Below are 23,413 nucleotides of genomic sequence, written 5' to 3' on the forward strand. Positions count from 1 at the left end.
TGACTCTTTTTCTACAAGAGGCAGAATTTCAAGAAGCGGCTCCAGGAGCCACCGCAGGATCGAATAAAGGAACCACCACGTGAAGGCACTCTCGCAGAAGCGACGTCACCCACTGGCAGCAATTGCGCTGCTGCTGATGGGCCTCTTGGTCACGGGTGGGCTGTACGCCGTTGCCACCACCGTCAACCAGGCCAAGGCCGACACCAACACCTATAGCGCAAGCGACGTAGAGGAAGGCGGCAAGCTCTTCGCCGCCAACTGCGCAACCTGCCACGGCATGGGTGCCAGCGGCTCTCAGTCCGGACCGTCGCTTGTGGGCGTCGGAGCCGCCGCTGTTGACTTCCAGGTCGGCACCGGCCGCATGCCCATGCAGATGAACGGCCCGCAGGCCCAGAAGAAGCCCAACCAGTTCAACGAGGAACAGACCAAGCAGCTCGCTGCTTACGTTGCCTCGCTGGGCCCCGGCCCGGCTATCCCCGAAGCGGGTGTGCTCGATGAGAAGGGCGACGCCGCCAAGGGTGGGGAGCTCTTCCGCACCAACTGCGCCATGTGCCACAACGCCGCTGCCGCCGGCGGTGCCCTGACCCGGGGCAAGTTCGCCCCGGCGCTCGCGGGCGTCTCAGGACAGCACATCTACGAAGCAATGGTCACCGGCCCCCAGAACATGCCGGTCTTCAATGACGCGAACATCTCCCCCGAGGGCAAGCGCGACATCATCACCTACCTGAAGCAGATTGAATCCAACGGTTCACCCGGCGGCGCAGATCTTGGAGCTTTGGGACCGGTTTCCGAAGGTCTCTTTGTCTGGATTGCCGGCTTGGGCGTCATCATCGCGTTCACGATCTGGCTCACATCCCGCACCTCCTAAGCGGACCTTGCACCTGTAAGAATTTTCTGCTGACCCGTCAGCAGTTTGAATTGAAACCTAACTCGGCATAGGCCGAGACGAGAGAAGGATGAGGCGAATTATGGGCAACCATAGTGACGGCAGTCCGAACCACTCGGGCACCGTAGCTACGGCTGGTCAGAATGAGGTGGAGAAGTTCCAGGATCCTGGAATTCCCCCGCACCGTTTGCGCCTGGCTGACACGGACCCGAGGGCCGCAAAGAAAGCAGAACGGCAGGTAGCCCTTCTGTTCGGCACCTCGGTCGTTGGCACCCTGATATTCCTGGTGTCGTACTTCGCGATCGATCTGGGGAATGATTCCTCGATCGCCACGATCCGACTCCAGAATGCCTTGCTGGGCATCGGCACCGCATTCGCGATGTTGGGCATCGGCACCGGCATCGTCCACTGGGCCAAGGCCCTGATGCCGGACCACGAGGTCTCGGAAGAGCGCCACGCGATCCGCACCGAGGAAGACCGCCAGGCTGCCGTCCGCATCGTCGATGACATTGTCGAAGAAACCGGCATCAAGCGCCGGCCGCTGATCCGCAATACCCTGCTCGGCGCGGTCGCACTCGCGCCCCTGCCGGCCCTGGCCATCTTCGGCGACCTCGGCCCCCGGCCGGACTTCGCGCTGGCCCACACGCTGTGGGCTCCGGCCCCGGACGGCAAGCTGAAGCGCCTTGCCCGCGACCCCGATGGCACTCCCATCAAGGCCGCGGACGTCACCATCGGCTCCGCTTTCCACGTCATCCCGGAAGGGCTGAACGAACTGAGCGAAGGCAAACTGAACGAAAAGGCCAAGGCCGTCGTTCTGCTCATGCGCCTGGACCCGAACGAGCTCCACCCTTCCCCCGGCCGTGAAAACTGGGCCTACAACGGGATTGTGGCTTACTCCAAGATCTGCACCCACGTTGGTTGCCCTGTTGCCTTGTACGAGCAGCAGACCCACCACCTGCTGTGCCCGTGCCACCAGTCAACCTTCGACCTGACCCAACAGTGCAAGGTTATCTTCGGCCCGGCCAGCCGTCCTCTCCCCCAGCTGCCTATCGCAGTCGACGCCGAGGGCTACCTGGTCGCCACGAGCGACTTCCATGAACCCGTCGGACCGAGCTACTGGGAGCGTGAGCAGCATGTCCTCAACAACAACGCCTGATGCCCCTGTCTTCGTCGCCAAGACTAAAGGCGGCCGCATCACCGACTTCGTCGACCAGCGTGTTGGCGGCTCCGGAATCCTCCGTGAATTCGGCCGGAAGGTCTTCCCTGACCACTGGTCATTCATGTTTGGCGAAGTGGCACTGTACTCCTTCGTCATCCTGCTCCTCTCGGGCACGTTCCTGACGTTCTTCTTCGATCCGTCCATGGCGGAGACGCACTACTCGGGCTCGTACACGCCGCTGAAGAACGTCGAAATGTCCGTGGCGTACAGCTCCTCCCTGAACATCTCCTTCGATGTCCGCGGCGGTCTGTTCATGCGCCAGGTACACCACTGGTCCGCACTATTGTTCGTCGCCTCCGTATCCGTGCACATGCTCCGCGTGTTCTTCACCGGCGCTTTCCGCAAGCCCCGCGAACTGAACTGGGTGGTGGGCGGCGTCCTGCTCATCCTGTCCATGGCTGCAGGCTTCACTGGCTACTCGCTCCCCGATGACCTGCTCTCCGGCAACGGTCTGCGCATCATCGACGGCGTCATCAAGTCCATCCCGGTCATTGGCACCTACACCTCGTTCTTCCTCTTCGGCGGCGAGTTCCCAGGCACCATGATTATCAGCCGCCTGTACATGCTGCACATCCTCCTGGTCCCCGCGCTCATCCTGCTGATGATCGTGATGCACCTCTTCATGGTGGTTGTGCACAAGCACACCCAGTACCCCGGACCGGGCCGCAACGACGGCAACGTCGTCGGCTACCCCTTGGGTCCGGTTTACGCGGCGAAGGCCGGCGGGTTCTTCTTCATCGTGTTCGGTGTGGTCGCGATCATGGCGGCGTTCTTCACCATCAACCCGATCTGGAACTACGGCCCGTACGACCCGTCACCGGTGTCGGCAGGCACCCAGCCTGACTGGTACATCGGCTTCGTTGACGGCGCCCTGCGCCTGATGCCGGGCACGATCGGCGACTGGAAGGTGGAGCAGGTGTGGTTCGGCCACGTCTTCACCTTCAACGTCCTTCTGCCGGCGCTCGTCCCGGCCGGCATCCTGTTCACCGTGATGTTCACCTACCCGTGGATCGAACGCTGGATCACCAAGGACAACCGCGAGCACCACGTCCTGGACCGTCCCCGCAACGCTCCCACCCGTACGGCCATCGGCATGGCCGGCTTTGTGTGGTACTGCGTGATGTGGGCCGCCGCAGGCTCGGACCTCATCGCCACGCACTTCAACGTCGCCCTGAACGATGTGACCTACTGGCTGCGCGCCCTGTTCTTCGTCGGCCCGGTGATCGCGTTCCTCGTGACGAAGCGCGTCGCACTGGCACTCCAGCGCAAGGACCGTGAGATTGCCCTGCACGGCCGTGAAACTGGACGCATCGTGCGCCTGCCGCACGGTGAGTTCATCGAGGTTCACGCCCCGCTGGACGAGTACAAGCGCTACAAGCTGGTCGGCTTCGAGTCACCGGCCCCGCTGCCCGCAGTGCCGAACGAACACGGCGTCGTGGACCGCAAGGAAAACCGCCGCGCCAAACTCTCCCGCTGGTTCTTCGAGGACCGGGTTGCCCCGGTCACTCCGGCCGAACTGGAAGCCGCACACGGCCACCACGGCAGCCACGAGGCCGTCGAGACCGCATCTTCGCAGAAGACGCTGAGCCACTAGGCAGCACCAAGCAGCACTAACAGAAAGGACCGGTCCCCTTGGGACCGGTCCTTTCTGCATCTGGCTGGCTGCTGCGGCTACGGGCGGTAGCCCGAGGCGTAGTTCCGGGTGGGCCGGACGCCGGGGCGCTGCAGGGGCACCCAGAGCTTGTACCGGTCGGCCCGGTAGTAGGACACGGAATAGTCCACCATCGCGCGGGCCACAAACGCATGCCGCTGGATCTTCAGCAGCGGCGTGCCGACCTCCACGTTCAGGAGCCTGGCCGTCGACGGCGACGCGGCTGTCGCCTCGATCATGTCCTCTCCCCATTCCATGACCAGCCCGTAGCGTTCGCTCAGCACGTTGTAGAGGGACGTGGGCGGTGCCTCATCCAGCAGGCCCGGGACCCGGTGGGCCGGGATGAAGTTCTCGTCCACGCTCATGGGCTCGTTGTCGGCCAGCAGCAGCCGCCGGAACCGGACCAGGGGCGTGCCCTCCTCCAGTTGCAGCTCGCGGGCCAGGAAGGCGCTGGCGCCGATCTGTTCGAAGCTCAGGACCTTGGCCGCTGGGACCATGCCGCGGCGCTGCATCTCCTCGCTGTACGAGGTCAGCTTGACCTGGAGGTCGAGTTTGGGCTTGCGCACGAACGTGCCCAGCCCCACGACGCGTTCAATCACTTCCTCACCCACGAGCGCATCGATGGCCTGGCGGACGGTCATCCGGGCGAGTCCGAACCGCTCGGCGAGGTCGCGTTCAGACGGCAGCGCCGAACCCGGCGGGCAGGCCGCTGCGATGTGCGCACGAAGGATTTCACGCAGCTGGACGTAAATCGGAATGCCGCTCTGCCGATCAATGTCGCCAACCATGGCGGACGCGTTAGAAGACGCCATGATGCAGCCTCGCAGCGGGCCCCGGCGTGGGAGAAACAGTCATGTATCAAGGGTAAGCCCGCAGCCCGGCAGGTCTAGACCACCCGGCCGTCGCAGTTGGTCCCGGCCGCTCCCCCGCGGCTACCCTTGAAGATACGGACCGTCACCGGGTGACCTGATCCCGTCGTTCCGGACTGGTTCCCCGTCCGGATGCGCGCGTCCGCCAGACCATCACGAGCAGAACCTGCACCAGCACAAGGGAGTCCCGTTGCCAGTTCTTAAGGCAATCGTCACGGCCGCCATCGGCCTCCACGCCCGTCCCGCGGCAGTATTTGTCCGCGCCGTGACCGCCACGGGGCTTCCGGTGACCATCAGCAAGGACGGCAGGCCGGGCGTGGATGCCCGCTCGCTGCTGGAGGTCATGACCGAGGACTTCGCGTGCGGCTGTGAAGTCGAGCTTGCCGTCGCGGCAGACGCCCTCCCGGATCGATTCACCCTCGCGGAGGCAGAGAACGCACTCGAGGAGCTCCGGATGGTCCTGGAATCGGCAGCCGCCGCCTGAGGCTTCTGGACGGCGCTCCCGGTTCGCGGCAGGGGCTTCGACTATCGGGCCGCCTGCGAACTGCCCTCTGAACCTCCTCCAGCCTTAAACACGCAGACGACGGCGGGCCCCACCTTTTGGTGGGTCCCGCCGTCGTCTGCGTTATGAACTTTTGTCCGCGTGGACGCTAGTGCGCGTGGTCACCGCGGCTGTATTCGTAGACCCAGCCCACCAGGGCGACGATCGCGAGGCCGCCGGCGATGAAGACAATCCAGAATCCGATGGCCATGCCAAGGAATCCGGTAGCGCAGGCGATGCCGAGGACCAGCGGCCACCAGCTCCAGGGGCTGAAGTGGCCCTGTTCACCGGCGCCTTCGTGGATTTCGGCGTCATTGCGGTCCTCGGGACGCATACCCACGCGCCGGCCGGTGAAGCCGAGGTAAGCGCCGATCATGCCGGCAAGGCCACCGACCAGCAGGATGGCCAGCGCACCGACCCATTCGGTCCAGTTCGTCAGGTACCCGTAAATGAACGCCACCGGGACAAAGAAGAAGACGCCGAGGCCAAAGATCCTTGATTCGATTTTCACTTGCCGGAGTCCTTCTGGTCGGCGTTACCGAGCGCTGCTGCTGCCGGAGCAGGAGAATCGACGGTGTAGTTCTGGGAGAGCTCCGGGTGGTGCAGGTCCAGGGCAGGACGTTCGGAGCGGATGCGGGGCAGGGACGTGAAGTTGTGGCGCGGCGGCGGGCAGGACGTGGCCCACTCGAGCGAGGCACCGAAGCCCCACGGGTCATCAACTTCCACGCGTTCGTTGCTGCGCCAGGTGATGTAGATGTTCCAGAAGAACGGGATCAGCGAGGCGCCCAGGACGAACGAGGAGATGGTGGAGAACTGGTTCATCCACGTGAAATTGTCCTGCGGCAGGTAGTCGGCGTAGCGGCGCGGCATACCCTCAACACCCAGCCAGTGCTGGATCAGGAAGGTGCCGTGGAAGCCCAGGAACAGCATCCAGAAGTGGATCTTGCCGAGACGCTCGTTGAGCATCTTGCCGGTCCACTTGGGCCACCAGAAGTAGAAGCCGGCGAACATGGCGAACACGACCGTACCGAAGACCACGTAGTGGAAGTGCGCCACGACAAAGTAGGAGTCCGAGACGTGGAAGTCCAGAGGCGGCGAGGCCAGGATGATGCCGGTCAGGCCACCGAAGAGGAAGGTCGCCAGGAAGCCGATGCTCCACAGCATGGGGGTTTCAAAGGTGATGGAACCCCGCCACATGGTGCCGATCCAGTTGAAGAACTTCACACCGGTCGGAACGGCGATGAGCATCGTCATGAAGGAGAAGAACGGCAGCAGGACCGAGCCGGTGACGTACATGTGGTGTGCCCACACGGTCACGGACAGGGCGGCGATGGAGATGGTCGCGTAGACCAGGCCCTTGTAGCCGAAGATCGGCTTGCGGCTGAAGACCGGGAAGATCTCCGAGACGATGCCGAAGAACGGCAGGGCGATGATGTACACCTCAGGGTGGCCGAAGAACCAGAACAGGTGCTGCCAGAGGACGGCACCGCCGTTCGCCGGGTCGAAGATGTGGGCGCCAAAGCGGCGGTCGGCACCGAGCGCAAACAGCGCGGCGGCCAGCGGCGGGAAGGCCATCAGGACCAGGATGGACGTCACGAGGGCGTTCCAGGTGAAGATCGGCATGCGCCACATGGTCATGCCGGGGGCACGCATGCAGATGATCGTGGTGATGAAGTTGACGGCGCCGAGGATGGTGCCGAAGCCGGAGAGCGCCAGGCCGAAGACCCAGAGGTCACCGCCCACGCCGGGGCTGAACGTCGTGTCAGACAGCGGCGCGTAGGCGAACCAGCCGAAGGACGCGGCACCCTGCGGGGTGATGAAACCGGACACCGCAATGGTGGAACCGAAGAGGAAGAACCAGAAGGCCAGTGCGTTCAGTCGCGGGAACGCGACGTCGGGTGCACCGATCTGCAGGGGCATGATGACGTTGGTGAAGCCGGCGAAGAGCGGCGTCGCGAACATCAGGAGCATCACGGTGCCGTGCATGGTGAAGAGCTGGTTGTACTGCTCTTTGGTCTGCAGGATCTGCATGCCCGGCTCGAAGAGCTCGGCACGGATCAGCAGCGCCATGATGCCGCCGAAGCAGAAGAAGATGAACGACGCGATCAGGTACATGTACCCGATCGTCTTGTGGTCGGTCGAGGTGATCCAGTTGACGACGATGCGTCCCTTGGATTTGGGTACTACGGGAGCCTCGAGGATCCCGGCGGATTGAGTGTAAGTTGCCACGTCGCTCCCCTTACTTGGTTTCGGTCGGGACCGGGTTGCGGTCGTACTCGTCACCGAGCAGGCCGGTGTTCCCGTCCTGGCGCAACTGGTTCATGTGCGCCTGGAACTCCGAGTCGGAGACAACCTTCACGCGGAACAGCATTTCGGAGTGGTACTCGCCACAAAGTTCGGCACACTTGCCGTCGTAGGTTCCCTCCTTGGTGGGAGTGAACCGGATGTAGTTGGTCTTGCCGGGGATCATGTCACGCTTCTGCAGGAACGCAGGTACCCAGAAAGAGTGGATGACATCGCGGGAATTCAGTTCGAGGTCGACCGACTTGTTGACCGGCAGGTAAAGGGTGGGCAGCTTTTCCTTGTCCACGTCGTTACCGGTCAGGTGGGCCTGGACGCCGGCTTCATGGACGTCGCCGGTGATGACGTCGCCCTTCTTGTAGTTGAAGTCCCATGCCCACTGCTTGCCGCGGACGTCGACGACGACGTCGGCCGGCTTGGAGCGGTCATCGATCTGCTGCTGGTCGCGGTCGGTGAAGTAGAAGAACACCAGGACCATGAAGAGCGGGATCGTCAGGTAGAACACTTCCAGGGGAAGGTTGAAGCTGTTCTGACGGGGGAAGCCCACCGTGCCCTTGCGGCGGCGGTAAGCAACGATGCACCAGATCATCAGGCCCCAGGTGATGATGCCGACGACCAGCGCGGCAATCCATGAGTTGACCCAGAGGTCCATGATGCGGTCAGTATTACTGGTGGTGCCACGTTCGGTGGGCAACCAGCCCCTCTGTACCTCTGGTGAACATCCAGTCAAAGCCAACGCGCCGGCTAGTGCCAAGCCAGTGATCGTAGTGATCTGTTTGCGTCGGCTGCCGGTTCGGTTCTGCGAACTCACAGACGGCCCTTCCTACTTGTTGCTGTTGCCCCGCGAATGACGGGCAGGGCAAACGAAAAGTTTTACTACTCGGTGTAGAGCTTACCGCTCCCCGGGAGTTTTCGCCCACATGTCCGCGCCGTGCGTCGGGACCTTTTTCCGGGTCCCGCTCGTTGAGGCCCGGGCGGCACTAAGGCCGGGCAATATGCCCGGCCTTAGTGGAAGGAATTAGTGGAAAGAATCCCCGCAGGCGCAGGAGCCGCCGGCATTCGGATTGTCGATCGTGAAGCCCTGCTTCGAGATGGTGTCCTCGAAGTCGATGCTGGCGCCGCTGAGGTAAGGAACGCTCATCTTGTCGACGACGACTTCCACGCCGTCGTAGTCGCGCACAGCGTCTCCGTCGAGCAGGCGCTCGTCGAAGTAGAGCTGGTAGATCAGGCCGGAGCAACCGCCGGGCTGCACGGCAACGCGCAGGCGCAGATCAGTACGGCCTTCCTGCTCGAGGAGGCTGCGGACCTTGCCGGCCGCGACGTCAGTCAGCATGACTTCGTGCGTGGCCAGCTCGCCGGCCTCGGGGGCCGTGGCGTCGGCGCTGTTTTCATTGGTTGTAGTGCTCATGGCCTACCTTCTTGCAACGGTGGTGGCGGCCCCGCTTCCACGGTGCCCGCCCCTACTTAAACGGTATGGGCTATAGCTACATGCTACGTCGATCAGCCCTGTAGCTCTAACTCCTGACGTAACCGTCCCAGCACGCTGGATGTTCCCCGGGAACGGAGGTTAGAGCGCGCCTTCCTCGTTGAGGCGCGCCAGCAGCAGGGCCTCGGCGATGATCGCGTTCCGGAAGTCGCCAAGGTGCAGGGATTCATTGGCGCTGTGGGCCCGGGAATCGGGATCCTCGACGCCGGTCACCAGGATCTGCACGTCCGGGTACAGCTCGGTCAAATCCGCGATGAACGGGATGGACCCGCCGATCCCCATTTCCACTGCCGGCACGCCCCAGGCTTCGCCGAGGGCCCACATGGCCACGCTCGCGGCCTTGGAGGCCGTGTCCGTCAAGAAGGAGTTGCCGCTCTCCCCCGGCGTGAACACCACGTGCGCGCCAAACGGCGCATTGGCTTCGACGTGCTTGCGGACGGCTTCCATGGCGGCTGCCGGATCCTGGCCGGGAGCCAGCCGCAGGCTGAATTTGGCCCGGGCGCGCGGCAGCAGTGTGTTGGAGGCTACGTCGACGGCCGGAGCGTCAAAACCGATGATCGACAGGGCCGGCTTGGTCCACATGCGTGAGGCAATGCTCCCGGTTCCGGCGAGCTTGACGCCGTCGAGCACGGAAGCGTCCGCCCGGTATTCCTCTTCGGTCAGGTCCACGGTGACGTCGTCGCGGCTCACGAGGCCCTCGATTGCGACGCTGCCGTCGGCGTCGTGAAGGGTCGCGATCAGGCGGGACAGCAGGGTCGGCGCGTCAAGCACGGGGCCGCCGAACATGCCCGAATGCACCGCGTGGTCCAGCACCTTGACCTCGATGGTGCCGTCCACCAGCCCGCGAAGGCTCGTGGTCAGGGCCGGGATGCCGACCTTCCAGTTGCTGGAGTCGGCCACGACAATCACATCAGCGCGCAGCAGTTCGCGGTGGGTCTCGAGGAATGTCCGGAACGTCGGTGAGCCGGCCTCTTCTTCCCCTTCGAAGAAGAATGTCACGCCGAGGCCAAGCTCGTCCCCGAGCACGCGCGTCACGGCGGAGTACGCGGCGATGTGGGCCAGGATGCCCGCTTTGTCATCCGCGGCGCCGCGACCGAAGAGCCGCCCGTCGCGTTCGACGGCGGTAAAGGGGTCGGTTTCCCACAGCGCGAGGTCGCCGGTGGGCTGGACGTCGTGGTGGGCGTAGAGCAGAACGGTCGGCTTGCCGGCGGCGGCCGGGCGGCGGGCGACGACGGCGGGTCCGCCCGGCGTTCCGTCTTCCTTGTCGCAGCGGAGGATCCGGACGTCCTCGAAGCCGCTGGCGCGAACGAGGCCGGCGACGGCGTCTGCGCTGCGGTTCAGCGGGGCCGGGTCAAAGCTGGGCCAGGCGATGCCCGGAATGGCGACAAGGTCCGTCAGCCGGCTGATAGTTTCATCGAATGATTCCGTCACGGCCTGGCGGAGGGCCTCGGCATCGATGGTGCCGGCGTGGTCCATGGTGGTTTGCGGGTTCCCCGCGGTTGATGAAGTCATGGCGAAAACACTACCGTGTGGTGAATCACGGCAAACAGCGTGAGGGCGTGGCTGACCGCGTGTGTGCTGGGTCTCGCGCCGGGATCTGCGGGGTATTCTTTAGGGGTGTTTGGACGAAAAAAGGAAGCGCCCGCGGCGCAGAACGTAGTTGACCAGCAGGCGGCCGAGGCGGCAGCCCGGGGCACCGTGACCGGCAAGGGCGCGCCCACGCCCAAGCGGAGCGCCCAGGAGGCCGCCCGCAAGCGGCCGCTCGTGCCGGAAGACCGCAAGGCTTCCAAGGCGGCCGAGCGCGCCGCCGTCACGGAGCAGCGGCTCAAGATGCGGCAGGCCATGGACAGCGGTGACGAGAAGTTCCTGCCGGTGCGCGACAAGGGTCCGCAGAAGCGTTTCACCCGTGACTACGTCGATGCCCGCTTCAGCCTGGGCGAGTACCTCATGTTCGGGGCACTCCTGTTTGTCGTCATCTCGCTGCTGGTGCCGGCTTCCAGCCAGCAGATGATCTACGTCCTGGGCGCCTTCTGGGTCATGTTCCTGGCCGTCTTCGTGGATGTCTTCATCCTCTCCCGCAAGCTCAAGAAGCGGCTCAGCGAGAAGTTCGGCGAGGTGGAACGCGGCACCGTCTGGTACGGCTCGATGCGCTCCCTGCAGTTCCGCCGCCTGCGCCTGCCCAAGCCGCAGGTCAGCCGCGGAGAGTTCCCCGTCTGACCATTCATCCCTAGGATTTCCAACCACGAAGCCTCCGGCAGTCCATACTGCCGGGGGCTTCGTCGCGCGGGGCAGGCGGCCGGGCCCGTGGCGGCTTAGCGCCGGCTCGGGTGCGTGGCCAGCAGCCGGTTGATGCGGGCGGCCCAGAACGGGCCTTCGTACAGAAACGCCGTGTAGCCCTGAACGAGGGTGGCGCCGGCGTCCAGCCGCGCCTGCACATCCTGGGCGGTTTCGACGCCGCCCACGGAGACGAGGGTCAGTGCGCCGCCCGTAACGGACTTAAGCCGGGCCAGGACCTCCAGCGACCGCTTCTTCAGGGGCGCCCCGGAGAGGCCCCCGGCCCCGCAGGCCTCGACCTTGTCCGGGCTGGCTGAGAGTCCGGTGCGGGCGATGGTGGTGTTGGTGGCGATGATGCCGTCCAGCTTCAGGTCCAGCGCCAGGCGCGCAACGTCGTCGATGTCCTCGTCGCTGAGGTCGGGTGCGATCTTGACCAGGAGCGGAACGTGGCGGCCGGCGGCTTTGTCCGCTTCCTCGCCGACAGCGGTCAACAGCGGACGCAGGGTCTCAACGTCCTGCAGCAGCCGCAGCCCGGGCGTGTTGGGCGAGCTGACGTTGACCACCAGGTAGTCGGCGGCCGGGGCGAGGCTGCGTGCGCTGATCAGGTAGTCGGAGACGGCATCCTCGAGTCCCACCACCTTGCTCTTGCCGATGTTGACCCCGATCACGGGCCGCACGCCGGGGTAGTGCCGCTGCAGGGCGGCCCTGGCGGACTTCAGGCGCGGAGCCACCGCCGCGGCGCCGTCGTTGTTGAACCCCATCCGGTTGATGACGGCCCGGTCCTCCACGAGGCGGAAGAGTCGGGGTGCCGGGTTGCCGGGCTGGGCCTGGCCGGTGATGGTGCCGACTTCCACGTGGCCGAAGCCGAGCTCGGTGAGCGCCTCGATGCCGTGGCCTTCCTTGTCGAAGCCGGCAGCGAGGCCGAACGGCGACGGGAAGGTCAGGCCAAACGCCTCGGTCTGCAGGGACGCCGCCGGGGCGGTGAACTTCTGCAGCACCCGGCCGGCGCCGCAGCTGTGGGCCAGCCGGATGGCCTTGAACCCGATCTTGTGGGCGCGTTCGGCGTCCATCCATGAGAAGGCCAGCCGGAAGAATGTGGGATATACGCGCATGCCTCTAGTTTTCCGGTTCGGGCCGTCCAGACCAAACCAGCGCGCTACGGGCAACCGTTATGACTGCCGAAATGACTGTCGTTGTGACTGCGGTATGACGGCTGTTGCAGCTGCGGTCCCGCGTGCCGTGGATGCGGCGGCCCAAGAGCGCCGGGGCGCGTTAGCATGAAGCCATGACCAGCAATGATGGTGTCGGGACGGGCAGCCGTGGGGTGCCGGGGCGCGGGATCGAGGCCGATGTCGTGGTGGTCGGCGCGGGCCTGGCCGGGGTCGTGGCGGCGGCGCAGGCGTATGCGGCCGGCCGGCGGGTGGCGGTGCTGGATCAGGAGCCGGAGGCATCCGTCGGCGGCCAGGCACACTGGTCCTTTGGCGGCCTCTTCCTGGTCAACTCCCCCGAACAGCGCCGGCTCGGCGTGCGGGACAGTGAAGAGCTGGCCCTCGCGGACTGGCACGCGTCCGCCGGATTCGACCGGCCCGAGGATGCGCTGGCGAAGGAGTGGGCGGCGGCGTACGTGAACTTCGCGGCCGGGGAAAAGCGCGCCTGGCTCGCCTCGCTGGGCGTCGGGCTGTTTCCCCTGGTGCAGTGGGCCGAACGCGGCGGCTACGGCCCGGACGGCCACGGCAACACGGTCCCGCGCTTCCACGTTGCGTGGGGCACTGGACCCGCCCTGCTGGCGCCCTTCCTGGCCAAACTCCGTGAAGGCGTTGACGCCGGACGCGTGAGCTTCCATTTCCGGCACCGCGCCACCGGACTCATCAAGACCGCGGGCCGGATCAGCGGCGTCCGCGGCGAGCTGCTCGAGCCCAGCGATGCGGGGCGGGGCGAAAAATCCTCCAGGCACCGGAGCGGCAACTTCGAGGCCGCGGACGCAGCCGTCGTGGTCACGACCGGCGGGATCGGCGGGAACCACGAGTCGGTCCGCAGACAGTGGCCGGGAGGCGGGGCGCCGGAAACGATGTTGAGCGGTGTGCCCGACTCGGTGGACGGAGACTTCCTGCCGGCCGTGAGCCTGGCCGGCGGGAACCTCATTAACGGCGATCGGATGTGGCACTACCCGGAGGGCATCCATAACCATTCCCCGGTGTGGCCGCGGCATGGCATCCGGATCCTGCCCGGGCCTTCGGCCCTGTGGCTGGATGCGACGGGGCGAATGCTCCCCCCTCCCCTATTTCCCGGCTTCGACTCCCTCGGGGCGCTGCGCCACATTCTGGCCACCGGACATGCCCATTCGTGGTTCGTCCTTAACACGACGATTGCCCTGAAGGAATTCGCGCTTTCCGGCTCCGAGCAGAACCCGGATCTCACGGGCAAGGACGTCCGGCTGCTGGTCTCGAGGCTGCGGCCGGGCAGCGACACGCCGCTCCGGCGGTTCATGGACCGCGGGGTCGACTTCCTGCAGGCCAAGACCCCCGCCGGGCTGGCCGGAAAGATGAATGACCTCACCGGTACCGGGCTCATTGATGCCACGGAACTGGAGCGCCTGGTCCGTGCCCGCGACCGGCAGTTTTCGAGCGGGTTGGGCAAGGATCCGCAGCTGGCCGCCATCCGGGCCGCCCGTCGCTTCGCCACGGACAAGATCATGCGGGTGGCACCACCGCACCGGCTCACGGATCCGCGGCACGGGCCGCTGCTTGCCGTCCGGCTCTCTGTCCTGACGCGCAAGAGCCTCGGCGGCCTCCACACGGATCTGCAGTCGCGGGTGCTGGACGCCGCCGGTCGGCCCGTGCCGGGACTGTTCGCGGCCGGTGAAGCCGCCGGGTTCGGCGGCGGCGGAATCCACGGCTACCGCGCGCTTGAGGGGACGTTCCTGGGCGGGTGCCTCTTCTCCGGACGCTCTGCGGGCCGCGCCGCGGCGTTGGCCGTCTAGTGAGCAGCATAGTCAGCAGCATGGGAGGAATGTCGATGCAGTGGCAGACCGACATCCTGGGCGACGATTTCCAGGCGTGTGCCTTCGAGGCGGCCGGCCCCGACGGCGTCCTGCGCACCGCAACCCTGGTCCGTCACACCCCCGCCGGCCCGGAAGGCGCCGCCGCAGCCGGGGCGGGAACTGCGCTGCCGGCGCGGGCGGTCCTGTTCCTGCACGGGTGGAGTGACTACTTCTTCAACGAGGAACTCGCGGAGTTCTGGACCGGCAAAGGTTTTGAGTTCTTCGCCCTGGACATGCACAACCACGGCCGCAGCCTCCGGCCTGGAACCCACGGCGGCTACGTCGCAGACCTGGACAACTACGACGCCGAGATCACGGCGGCGATCGGCATCATCGGCTCACTCCGGCCAGCCGGCGCGGCACCGCAACTGGCGATCATGGGCCACTCCACCGGCGGGCTGATCGCGGCCTTGTGGGCGGACCGGCACCCGGGGGTGGCGTCGCAGCTGGTCCTGGACAGTCCGTGGCTGGAAGTCCATGGCAGCCCGGCGTTGCGCCGCGCCGCGCGGACCATGGTGGAGCCCTTCGCCCGGTTCTGGCCCGAGTCGGTGATCCGGCTGCCGGAGCGGGCCTTCTACTGGCGCAGCATCAGCAGCGCGGCGGAGGGCGAATGGGCGTTGGACGACGCCTACCGTCCGCCGCATGCCTTTCCGGTCCGCGCCGGCTGGCTCAGCGCCGTGCTCTCCGGACAGTCCAAGGTGGCCCGCGGCCTGACCATCGACGTGCCCATCCTCGTGCTCATCTCAGCGGCCAGCGCCAACGGGATGTTCTGGAAGGAGTCCATGCGCCGCACCGACGCGGTCCTGGACGTCAACACAATCGCCCTGCGCGCCCTGAGCCTGGGCCGCACCGTCACGCTGGAGCGGATCGACGGCGCGCTGCACGACGTCTTCCTCTCGGCACCCCGGGTCCGCGCGGACGCCTATTCCCGGCTGTCCCGCTGGATGAGGGCGTACGTGTTTGACTGAGGCTCAGGCGCCTTGGCTGCCCGTAGCGGGAGCGGCGTCGACCGCTCCCCCGTACCGCCGGTCGCGCTGGGCATAGATCTCGACGGCGTCCCAGAGCGTCCGCCGGTCCACGTCCGGCCACAAGGTGTCCAGGAACACGAATTCGGCGTAGGCGGACTGCCACAGCATGAAGTTGGAGAGCCGTTGTTCGCCGGAGCTGCGCAGGAACAGGTCAACATCCGGCAGGTCGGGCTCGTCCAGGAACTTCTGGATGGTCCGTTCGGTGATGGCCCCCGGCTTGAGCCGGCCCTGCGCCACTTCCTCCGCGATCGCGGCGACGGCATCGGCGATCTCGGCGCGTCCGCCGTAGTTGACGCACATGTTCAGGGTGCAGGTGCTGTTGCCGCGGGTGTAGTCCTCGGCCTCTTCGAGTTCGCGGATCACCGAGCCCCACAGTTTCGGGCGCCGTCCGGACCAGCGGATGCGGACCCCCCATTCATCGAGCTGGTTCCGCTGCCGGCGCAGCACGTCCTTGTTGAACCCCATGAGGAAACGCACTTCCTCCGGGGACCGGCGCCAGTTCTCGGTGGAGAAGGCGTACACGCTGACGTGCTCGATCCCCAGTTCGATCGCGCCGGCCATGACGTCCAGGAGGGCAGGCTCCCCTGCCTTGTGGCCCTCGATCCTTGGCAGGCCGCGCTGGTTGGCCCAGCGGCCGTTGCCGTCCATGACGATCGCGACATGCCGCGGAATGAACTCCGCGGGGATGGCGGGCGGAACAGCGCCGGACGGGTGCGGGTAGGGGGCCACCACGGGGGCGGTCCGGCGCCGGACCGCGCGCTGCTTTGCCTGGCTCTTCTCCAGGTTCCTTCCCAAGCTTCTTCCCAATGCCACTTCTACGTTCGCTCCACATGTTTGAGGGATTTCAGGACTCTCTCCAGGTGCCACTGGAGGTAACTGGCCACCAGGCCGGCCGCTTCCCGCCGGTGAACGGACGCCGAGGCATCCGCCGTCGTCCAGTTCCCGGTGAGCAGGGCACCCAGCAGGAGCACAGTTTCCGCGGCCGGCGCCGGGGAACCCGGCGGACGGCACTCGGGGCAGACCATACCGCCCAGCGGTGCGGAAAAGGCGGTGTGGGGGCCGGGTGCACCGCACCGGGCGCAGTCGGTGAAGCTGGGCGCCCAGCCGCCGGTCGCGAGGGCGCGCAGCAGGTACGAGTCGAGGATGAGCGCGGGGGCGTGGTCACCCCGGCTGAGCGACGCCAGCGCTCCGACCAGCAGGTTGTATTGGGCGGTGCCGGCCTCGCCGTCGACGTCGGTGAGCCTCTCCGCCGTCTCGGTCATGGCCGCGGCCACCGTGTAGCGGCCGTAGTCGGCGGCGATGTTGCCGCCGTAGGCGCCCTTGGCCACGGCCTGCGTCACAACGTCCAGCGTGCGGCCGGAAATCAGTTGGAGATCGGCCACCATGAACGGCTCCAGCCGGGCGCCGAAACGGCTGCTGGTGCGGCGGACACCCTTCGCCACCGCACGGATCTGTCCGTGGTGCTTTGTCAGCAACGTGATGATCCGGTCCGCCTCGCCCAGCTTGTGGGTGCGCAGCACGACGGCGTCATCACGGTAGGCGCGCGCTGCAAAGGATTGTTGGACCACAGTTAATCTTCGCACTCTCTGTCCGGAAACACGGCACGGGCAACGCCCTGTTGGCGCAAAGAAAACTGCGCCGCCGGAAGGTTCCGGCGGCGCAGTGCGCTGCGCCTCAGCTGCGTCAAGGGCCGAATCAGGCGCGGGCGTCCCGGATGGCCCGGTTCACGGCCGAGATGACTGCCTTGAGCGAGGCCGTAATGGTGTTCGCGTCGATCCCAACACCCCACAGCACCCGCTCGCCCACGGCGCATTCGACATACGCGGCGGCCAGGGCGCTGCCGCCCTCGGACAGGGCGTGCTCGCTGTAGTCCAGCACGCGGACGTCGACGCCGTCCTCGCGCAGGATGCTCAGCAGGGCCGCGATGGGGCCGTTGCCGGTGCCGGTGCGGCGGACCTGGGCGCCGTCGATCTTCAGCGACGCGGTCAGGGTCATCGCCCCGGCCTCGTCAGTTTCGGTGCCAATCGCCCCGAGCGCGTAGCGCCCCCACTGGGTGTCCGCGGCCGTGGACGGCAGGTATTCGTCCTGGAAGACCTGCCAGAGCTGGGCGCCGCTGACCTCGCCGCCCACGGTGTCGGTCTGTTTCTGGATGACGCCGGAGAACTCGATCTGGGCGCGGCGCGGCAGGTCCAGGTTGTGCTCGTTTTTCAGCAGGTAGGCGACGCCACCCTTGCCGGACTGCGAGTTGACGCGGATGACGGCCTCGTAGCTGCGGCCGAGGTCCTTCGGGTCGACCGGCAGGTACGGGACCTGCCAGGTGTAGTCGGCGACGTCCTTGCCGGCGGCGGCGGCGTCCTTTTCGAGGGCTTCCAAGCCCTTCTTGATGGCGTCCTGGTGCGAGCCGGAGAACGCGGTGAAGACGAGGTCTCCGCCGTACGGTACGCGCTCGGCGACCGGCAGCTGGTTGCAATACTCCACCGTGCGGCGGATTTCGTCGATGTTGGAGAAGTCGATCATGGGATCGATGCCCTGGACGAACATGTTCAGGCCCAGGGTCACCAGGTCCACGTTGCCGGTCCGTTCGCCGTTGCCGAAGAGGCAGCCCTCGATCCGGTCCGCACCGGCCAGGTAGCCGAGCTCGGCGGCGGCGACGCCGGTGCCCCGGTCGTTGTGCGGGTGCAGGGACAGGATGATGCCTTCCCGCGGGTGCAGGTTCCGGCTCATCCACTCGATGGAGTCGGCGTAGACGTTGGGGGTGGCCATCTCGACCGTGGCGGGCAGGTTGATGATGACCTGGCGGTCCGCCGAGGCCTCGAAGACGTCGGCGATCGCGTTGCAGACGCGCACGGCGTAGTCCAGCTCGGTCCCGGTGAAGGACTCGGGCGAGTATTCGTACGTAATGTGCGTGTCGACGAGGGTTTCCTCGTACTTCTTGCACAGCCGGGCGCCCTGCAGGGCGATGTCCAGGATGCCGTCTTCGTCCTGGTTGAAGACCACGCGGCGCTGCAGGACGGAGGTGGAGTTGTAGAGGTGGACGATGGCCTGCTTCGCGCCGACCAGGGACTCGTAGGTCCGCTCGATCAGGTGTTCACGGGCCTGGGTCAGTACCTGGATCGTGACGTCGTCGGGAATGTGGTTGCCCTCGATCAGCTGCCGGACGAAGTCGAAGTCCGTCTGTGATGCCGAGGGGAAGCCGACCTCGATCTCCTTGTAGCCCATCCGGACCAGCAGGTCGAACATCTTCAGCTTGCGGGCCGGGCTCATGGGATCGATGAGGGCCTGGTTGCCGTCGCGCAGGTCCACGGCGCACCAGCGCGGGGCCTTGGTGATGACCTTGTCCGGCCACGTGCGGTCCGGCAGTTCAACGGTGATCTGGTCCTGGAAGGGGACGTAACGGTGGACCGGCATTCCTGAGGGCTTCTGTGCGTTTCGCATTACTATCGGGGCCTTTTCTGTGATTCTTGGTGAAAGGGTGGCCGGGCAACACAAACTCCGCAGCGAGGGTTGGCCTTGCGCTAGATCGCGTCTGAGGCCTCGCCGCGGCAGCTAAGAAGAAGCAGTTCTGCGCGCACCTTTTCACAGTAACACGGGTGCGTAAGATGAAGGAGCCAGACCACCGCAACGTCCACTATGCAGACCGTGCACCGACACAAGCTCCGGTGCCGGCCTGCCTCTCAAAGGAGCATCCGTGCCACTTTCGGGGATCGACCTGTCCACCATCGATGCCGGCGTCCGTCCGCAGGATGACCTGTACCAGTACGTGAACGGCGGCTGGCTCACGAGCACGGTCATTCCGGACGACCGGCCGCTGGAAGGCACGTTTACGGCCCTGAGGGACGCGTCGGAGCTTGCCGTGAAGGAGATCATCGAACAGGCGGCCGCCCGCGGCGCAGAGGCCAACGGCATCGAGCGGAAGATCGGGGACCTCTACAACAGCTTCATGGACGCGGCCGCAGCCGAGGCGAAGGGCCTGGACCCGCTCCGGGCCCGGCTGGCGGAGGTGTTCGCCACGACGTCGGTTCCCGAACTCGTGGCGCTGGCCGGACGGCTGTTCCGCGCCGATGTGGGCGGGCTCTTCTACATCTACCCCGCGCCGGACGCCGGCAACCCGGACCGGATCCTGCTCTACACCGGTCAGGGCGGCCTCGGCCTGCCGGATGAGTCGTACTACCGCGAAGAGAAGTTCGCGGCCATGGTCCAGGCCTACCGGGAGCACGTCCAGGCCATGCTTGCCCTGGCCGACATTGCCGATCCCGGTGGCGCGGCCGGGCGGGTCGTCGCGCTGGAAACCGCGCTGGCTTCGCACCACTGGGACAACGTGACGCTGCGGAATCCGCAAAAGACGTACAACCTGAAGTCCGCCGCCGAGGCAGCGGAGCTCTTCCCGCTCCTGGCCGACTGGTTCGACGCGGCCTGCATCGCCCCGGAAAAGCGCACCGAACTCGTGATGAGCACTCCCGACTTCTTCTCCGGCGCCGCCTCCTTGCTGGACAGCGAACCGCTGGCCACGTGGCAGGAATGGCTCGCCATGCGCGTCGTCAGCGCCGCTGCCCCGTACCTGTCCTCCGCGTTCGTGGACGCGAACTTCGCCTTCTACGGCACCACCTTGAGCGGGACGCCGCGGATCAAGGACCGCTGGAAGCGCGGCGTCGCGGTAGTCGAGGCGGCCCTCGGCGAGGCCGTAGGCCAGATCTACGTTGCCCGGCACTTCCCGGAAGGCAACAAGGCACGTATGCAGGGCCTCGTGGCCAACCTGATCGAGGCGTACCGGGAGTCCATCACGGGGCTGGAGTGGATGGGCGAGGAAACCAAGCTTGAGGCGCTCAAGAAGCTGGACTCCTTCCGCGCCAAGATCGGCTACCCGGACAAGTGGATCGACTACGCCGCCGTCGAGGTCGATCCCGCCGATCTGCTGGGGAACGTGGAGCGCGCGCACAGCGCCGACGTCGACCGTCACCTTGACGAGGTCGGCAAGCCTGTAGACCGCGAGAAGTGGCTCATGACCCCGCAGACGGTCAACGCCTACTACCACCCGCTGCTCAACGAGATCGTGTTTCCCGCCGCCATCCTGCAGCCTCCCTTCTTCACCGCCGACGCGGACGACGCCGTCAACTACGGCGGCATCGGCGCGGTGATCGGGCACGAAATCGGCCACGGCTTCGATGATCAGGGCTCGCAGTATGACGGCAGCGGCCTGCTCCGGAACTGGTGGACCCAGGACGACCGCACCGCCTTCGAGGCACTGACCTCCAAGCTGGTGGCGCAGTTCGACGCCCTCTCCCCCACGGCCGCGCCCGGCCACAACGTCAACGGCAAGCTAACCCTGGGCGAGAACATCGGCGACCTCGGCGGCCTCACCATCGCCTACAAGGCCTACCTGATCAGCCTCGACGGGCAGGAACCGCCGGTGCTCGACGGGATGACAGGGTTCCAGCGGTTCTTCGCGTCCTGGGCCGCGGGGTGGCGGCAGGTCATCCGGACGGAGGAAGCCATCCGCAGGCTGGCGACGGACCCGCACTCCCCCAACGAATTCCGCACCAATGCGATCGCCAAGAACCTGGATGCCTTCCACGAAGCGTTCGGCGTCACCGAGCAGGACGGCATGTGGATGCCGCCGCAGGAGCGCGTCAGCATCTGGTGACGCCGGTCGCCGGCCCCGCGCCGGCACCAGACCACGGAAGGGACCACCCATGGCCCGCGTTTTCATCACCGGTTCGACCGACGGGCTAGGACTCGCCAGCGCCCGGACGCTTGTGGGCGCGGGCCATGACGTCCTGCTGCACGCCCGCTCCAAGGAACGCGCGGCTTCCCTCGCTCAACTCGCTCCGCAGGCGGCCGGCATCGTGATCGGCGACCTCAGCAGCGCCGCCCAAACCCGGGACCTCGCCGGGCAGGTCAACGACCACGGGCGGATGGACGCCGTCATCCATAATGCCGGCGTCTACGTTTCGCCCACGCGCGTCGGGACCCCGGAGGGGCACTCCCTCACTTTGGCGGTCAATGTGCTGGCGCCCTACGTGCTCACCGCGCTGATCGAGCGACCCGGCCGCCTGGTCTACATCAGCAGCGGCATGCACCTCGGGGCGAATGGCAATCTGGGGGATATCGACTGGACCGGGCGGCGCTGGAGTGCCAGCGCCGCCTACTCGGAGAGCAAGCTCTGCGTTTCCGCGCTCTCGGCGTCTGTCGCACGGCACTGGCCCGCCGTGCTCAGCAATTCAGTTGACCCCGGCTGGGTGCCCACCAGGATGGGCGGCCCCGGCGCGCCTGGCGACCTCGCTTTGGGCCAGGACACGCAGAGCTGGCTCGCCGTCAGCAACGACCCCGGCGCCCTGGTCTCCGGCAAGTACTGGCACCACCGCCGGCAGCGGACGGCCGCACCGGAGGTCACCGACCCCGGCTTCCAGGACAGGCTCACCGACAGGCTCGCCGAACTGACCGGCGTCACGCTGTTCTAAGTCACGGTGGTCTGAGTCACGGTGTTCTACGTCAGGCTGTTCCATCGCAGCGAAACCGGACAGGCCCTGAAAATCAGCGGGTGATCAGGGCCGGGTTCGCCTGCTGGCAGACGGTGTCGCCGGCCGTCTGGTTGACGATGTCCGCGGGCAGTTGCGGCGTCGCGGCGGCCGTCGGTGTCCCGTTGGCGAAATCGGCGCCCAGGTACACCTGGACTCCGACAACTCCAGCCGCCGGGAGCACCTGACCCGGCGCCACGCCGAGGAGGGCCGCGACGTCTGCGGCCACGTCGGCGTACCCAGCACCGTAGTAGACGGCAGTCGTTGCGACGGGCCGGGCCGTCAGCTGTCCCACCTTGGTGAAGCCCGCGCCCTTGATGGCCTGGATGATCTCCTGGGTCCGGGCGGCCACGCCTGAGCCGTTGGCCACGGTGACCGGCTGCAGCGTCTTGTCGTAGGCCGGTGCCGGGGCGCTCGGGGCCGGGGTGGCACTGGGAGCCGGGGCGGCGCTCGGCGGCGCGGTCGGATCCGTCAGGTCAACGTCGTTGCGCATGGCGGCGAAAAGCTGCGACGCCGCGGGTTCGGCCAGCTGCAGCCGGTTGGGGTCCGACTCGGCCGGAACGGTCGGCGTGGCCACGAAGGCCACCTTGCCGACGTCGATGTTCTTCAGCCGGTTACCCACGGTCAGCAGCGTCGGCACCGAGGCCAGGCCGTCGTCGATGGTGAGGTTCTTGGTGATCGCGTCCGCGATGCCGAGCATCCGTGCCGGGTTGGTGAGGGTGCCGTCGCTCTTGATCTTCCGGGTGAGGGATGACAGGAAGCCCTGCTGGGCCTTGATGCGGCCAAGGTCACCGCCGTCACCGAAGGCGTGCCGCGTGCGGACAAAGGACAGCGCCTGCTCCCCCTGCACGGTGGACGTGCCCTTGGGCAGCCGGAGCTTGGAGTCGGGGTCATAGACGGCGTCGCTGACGCACACCTCCACGCCGCCGACGGCGTTGGAGAGTTCCTTGACGGCGTTGAAGTCGGCCATCATGAAGTGGTCGATCTGCAGTCCGGTGAGCTTGTTGACGGTGTCCACAGCGCAGCCGATGCCGGCCTCGGACATCGCCGAGTTGATCATGACGCCGGTCTGGGCCGGGTAGACCTTGTTGGTCTTCGGATCCGTGCACTGAGGAATGTCGACCAGCAGGTCTCGCGGGAAGCTAACGACATTGACGCGCTTGTTGTCCGCGGAGATGTCCATGAGCATCATGACGTCCGAGTGCCCGTAGCCGGTGGAATCAGCGCTGGAGCCGTACTGGGCGTTCTTCCCGTCGCGCGTATCCGAGCCGAGGATCAGGATCTGCATCCGGTCCGTCGAGTCGTTCACGGAGTTCTCGGACTTGACGCTGCCGGCGCTCAGCGGGGCCTTGGTGATGTTGCCCTGGAGCCGGATCACCCAATAGGCGCCAAAGGCGATCACGCCGACCAGGACGACCGCGAGGACGCCCGTGGTGACTTTCAGCCAGGTGGGAGTCCGCCGGACAGCGCCGAGGTGGCGGGCCGGCCCGGCGGCGGTGTCACCGGTGTGGCGGGCAGCAGCGGATGACCGAACCGGCGGGGCGGATCCGTCGGCGCGGTTATCACGGGGTCGAGCCACTTGTTGAGCCTTCCTTCACGAACG

At 66.4% G+C, this 23,413-nt stretch carries 20 protein-coding genes; 9 read left to right on the plus strand and 11 right to left on the minus strand.

The window, feature by feature from the left end; genetic code table 11:
- The first annotated feature begins 79 nt into the window (after positions 1-79).
- The 3 genes from BLR03_RS08395 (at position 80) to BLR03_RS08405 (ending at position 3,699) form a co-directional block, all read left to right on the plus strand.
- Positions 80-868 carry a cytochrome bc1 complex diheme cytochrome c subunit gene (locus BLR03_RS08395; protein ID WP_091251639.1) on the plus strand — a complete coding sequence of 263 codons (789 nt, stop codon included), beginning with the start codon at positions 80-82 and terminating at the stop codon, positions 866-868.
- Between the two features lie 100 nt (positions 869-968).
- On the plus strand, positions 969-2,042 hold the full coding sequence (locus tag BLR03_RS08400) for a cytochrome bc1 complex Rieske iron-sulfur subunit (protein ID WP_091251641.1): 1,074 nt from the start codon (positions 969-971) through the stop codon (positions 2,040-2,042).
- Complete coding sequence (locus tag BLR03_RS08405) at positions 2,020-3,699, plus strand: cytochrome bc1 complex cytochrome b subunit (RefSeq protein WP_091251643.1); 1,680 nt, start codon at positions 2,020-2,022, stop codon at positions 3,697-3,699. The genes BLR03_RS08400 and BLR03_RS08405 overlap by 23 nt, the downstream gene beginning before the upstream one ends.
- Positions 3,700-3,776: 77 nt before the next feature.
- Here BLR03_RS08405 and BLR03_RS08410 read toward each other — a convergent pair whose 3' ends face one another.
- Positions 3,777-4,568, minus strand: coding sequence for a GntR family transcriptional regulator (locus BLR03_RS08410; protein ID WP_091251645.1), 792 nt, complete (start codon positions 4,566-4,568; stop codon positions 3,777-3,779).
- A 247-nt stretch (positions 4,569-4,815) separates the two neighbouring features.
- Here BLR03_RS08410 and BLR03_RS08415 point away from each other — a divergent pair, with 247 nt between their 5' ends.
- Positions 4,816-5,109 carry an HPr family phosphocarrier protein gene (locus tag BLR03_RS08415; protein WP_091251648.1) on the plus strand — a complete coding sequence of 98 codons (294 nt, stop codon included), beginning with the start codon at positions 4,816-4,818 and terminating at the stop codon, positions 5,107-5,109.
- Positions 5,110-5,275: 166 nt separating this feature from the next.
- Here the strand turns inward: BLR03_RS08415 and BLR03_RS08420 are convergent, their stop codons facing one another.
- From BLR03_RS08420 to BLR03_RS08440, 5 genes are all read right to left on the minus strand, one after another.
- A complete protein-coding gene (locus BLR03_RS08420; protein WP_091251650.1) occupies positions 5,276-5,677 on the minus strand; it encodes a cytochrome c oxidase subunit 4 in 402 nt (133 codons plus the stop codon).
- Entirely contained in the window at positions 5,674-7,395 is a 1,722-nt protein-coding gene (gene ctaD, locus BLR03_RS08425) for an aa3-type cytochrome oxidase subunit I (protein ID WP_091251652.1), read from the minus strand. The genes BLR03_RS08420 and ctaD overlap by 4 nt, the downstream gene beginning before the upstream one ends.
- 10 nt (positions 7,396-7,405) lie before the next feature.
- Complete coding sequence (gene coxB / locus BLR03_RS08430) at positions 7,406-8,278, minus strand: aa3-type cytochrome oxidase subunit II (protein ID WP_091251654.1); 873 nt, start codon at positions 8,276-8,278, stop codon at positions 7,406-7,408.
- A 207-nt stretch (positions 8,279-8,485) separates the two neighbouring features.
- Positions 8,486-8,875 carry a HesB/IscA family protein gene (locus BLR03_RS08435; RefSeq protein ID WP_091251656.1) on the minus strand — a complete coding sequence of 130 codons (390 nt, stop codon included), beginning with the start codon at positions 8,873-8,875 and terminating at the stop codon, positions 8,486-8,488.
- 159 nt (positions 8,876-9,034) lie between these two features.
- Complete coding sequence (locus BLR03_RS08440) at positions 9,035-10,465, minus strand: dipeptidase (RefSeq protein WP_175460460.1); 1,431 nt, start codon at positions 10,463-10,465, stop codon at positions 9,035-9,037.
- Positions 10,466-10,570: 105 nt separating this feature from the next.
- On the opposite strand from BLR03_RS08440, the gene BLR03_RS08445 reads away from it, so the two are divergent.
- Positions 10,571-11,170 carry a DUF3043 domain-containing protein gene (locus BLR03_RS08445; protein ID WP_091251660.1) on the plus strand — a complete coding sequence of 200 codons (600 nt, stop codon included), beginning with the start codon at positions 10,571-10,573 and terminating at the stop codon, positions 11,168-11,170.
- A 95-nt stretch (positions 11,171-11,265) separates the two neighbouring features.
- On the opposite strand, the gene BLR03_RS08450 is transcribed toward BLR03_RS08445, so the two are convergent.
- Complete coding sequence (locus tag BLR03_RS08450; RefSeq protein WP_091251662.1) at positions 11,266-12,339, minus strand: quinone-dependent dihydroorotate dehydrogenase; 1,074 nt, start codon at positions 12,337-12,339, stop codon at positions 11,266-11,268.
- Positions 12,340-12,512: 173 nt separating this feature from the next.
- On the opposite strand from BLR03_RS08450, the gene BLR03_RS08455 reads away from it, so the two are divergent.
- Together BLR03_RS08455 and BLR03_RS08460 are read left to right on the plus strand one after the other, a co-directional pair.
- Positions 12,513-14,207 (plus strand): FAD-binding dehydrogenase, encoded by a 1,695-nt coding sequence (locus tag BLR03_RS08455; RefSeq protein WP_091251664.1) that lies wholly within the window; start codon positions 12,513-12,515, stop codon positions 14,205-14,207.
- Positions 14,208-14,242: 35 nt separating this feature from the next.
- Complete coding sequence (locus BLR03_RS08460; RefSeq protein ID WP_091251666.1) at positions 14,243-15,235, plus strand: alpha/beta hydrolase; 993 nt, start codon at positions 14,243-14,245, stop codon at positions 15,233-15,235.
- A gap of 3 nt (positions 15,236-15,238) precedes the next feature.
- Here BLR03_RS08460 and BLR03_RS08465 read toward each other — a convergent pair whose 3' ends face one another.
- The 3 genes from BLR03_RS08465 to leuA all read right to left on the minus strand — a co-directional run bounded on the left by BLR03_RS08465 (position 15,239) and on the right by leuA (position 18,730).
- Positions 15,239-16,090 (minus strand): isoprenyl transferase, encoded by an 852-nt coding sequence (locus BLR03_RS08465; RefSeq protein ID WP_091251667.1) that lies wholly within the window; start codon positions 16,088-16,090, stop codon positions 15,239-15,241.
- Positions 16,091-16,110: 20 nt separating this feature from the next.
- The gene (gene recO / locus BLR03_RS08470; protein ID WP_091251669.1) at positions 16,111-16,863 is read right to left on the minus strand and encodes a DNA repair protein RecO; all 753 of its coding nucleotides are present in this window, start codon (positions 16,861-16,863) and stop codon (positions 16,111-16,113) included.
- Positions 16,864-16,990: 127 nt separating this feature from the next.
- Positions 16,991-18,730: a 2-isopropylmalate synthase gene (gene leuA, locus BLR03_RS08475; protein ID WP_091251671.1), complete on the minus strand. Its 1,740-nt coding sequence runs from the start codon at positions 18,728-18,730 to the stop codon at positions 16,991-16,993.
- Positions 18,731-18,983: 253 nt separating this feature from the next.
- Here leuA and BLR03_RS08480 point away from each other — a divergent pair, with 253 nt between their 5' ends.
- Together BLR03_RS08480 and BLR03_RS08485 are read left to right on the plus strand one after the other, a co-directional pair.
- A complete protein-coding gene (locus tag BLR03_RS08480; protein ID WP_091251673.1) occupies positions 18,984-20,936 on the plus strand; it encodes a M13 family metallopeptidase in 1,953 nt (650 codons plus the stop codon).
- A gap of 49 nt (positions 20,937-20,985) precedes the next feature.
- A complete protein-coding gene (locus BLR03_RS08485) occupies positions 20,986-21,753 on the plus strand; it encodes an SDR family NAD(P)-dependent oxidoreductase (protein WP_091251675.1) in 768 nt (255 codons plus the stop codon).
- Positions 21,754-21,826: 73 nt separating this feature from the next.
- Here the strand turns inward: BLR03_RS08485 and BLR03_RS08490 are convergent, their stop codons facing one another.
- The gene (locus BLR03_RS08490) at positions 21,827-23,389 is read right to left on the minus strand and encodes an LCP family protein (RefSeq protein ID WP_091251676.1); all 1,563 of its coding nucleotides are present in this window, start codon (positions 23,387-23,389) and stop codon (positions 21,827-21,829) included.
- Between the last annotated feature and the right edge of the window lie 24 nt (positions 23,390-23,413).

Origin of the sequence: Arthrobacter sp. ok909 (assembly GCF_900104405.1) — a bacterium.
Lineage (GTDB): Bacteria > Actinomycetota > Actinomycetes > Actinomycetales > Micrococcaceae > Arthrobacter > Arthrobacter humicola.

What these genes read in the sequence shown, in the direction of transcription:
- BLR03_RS08485 (WP_091251675.1), top strand. Translation starts at nt 20,986, where the DNA reads ATGGCCCGCGTTTTCATCACCGGTTCGACCGACGGGCTAGGACTCGCC.
- BLR03_RS08435 (WP_091251656.1), bottom strand. Translation starts at nt 8,875, where the DNA reads ATGAGCACTACAACCAATGAAAACAGCGCCGACGCCACGGCCCCCGAG.
- leuA (WP_091251671.1), bottom strand. Translation starts at nt 18,730, where the DNA reads ATGCGAAACGCACAGAAGCCCTCAGGAATGCCGGTCCACCGTTACGTC.
- BLR03_RS08410 (WP_091251645.1), bottom strand. Translation starts at nt 4,568, where the DNA reads ATGGCGTCTTCTAACGCGTCCGCCATGGTTGGCGACATTGATCGGCAG.
- BLR03_RS08455 (WP_091251664.1), top strand. Translation starts at nt 12,513, where the DNA reads ATGACCAGCAATGATGGTGTCGGGACGGGCAGCCGTGGGGTGCCGGGG.
- BLR03_RS08450 (WP_091251662.1), bottom strand. Translation starts at nt 12,339, where the DNA reads ATGCGCGTATATCCCACATTCTTCCGGCTGGCCTTCTCATGGATGGAC.
- BLR03_RS08440 (WP_175460460.1), bottom strand. Translation starts at nt 10,465, where the DNA reads ATGACTTCATCAACCGCGGGGAACCCGCAAACCACCATGGACCACGCC.
- BLR03_RS08460 (WP_091251666.1), top strand. Translation starts at nt 14,243, where the DNA reads ATGCAGTGGCAGACCGACATCCTGGGCGACGATTTCCAGGCGTGTGCC.
- BLR03_RS08405 (WP_091251643.1), top strand. Translation starts at nt 2,020, where the DNA reads ATGTCCTCAACAACAACGCCTGATGCCCCTGTCTTCGTCGCCAAGACT.
- BLR03_RS08400 (WP_091251641.1), top strand. Translation starts at nt 969, where the DNA reads ATGGGCAACCATAGTGACGGCAGTCCGAACCACTCGGGCACCGTAGCT.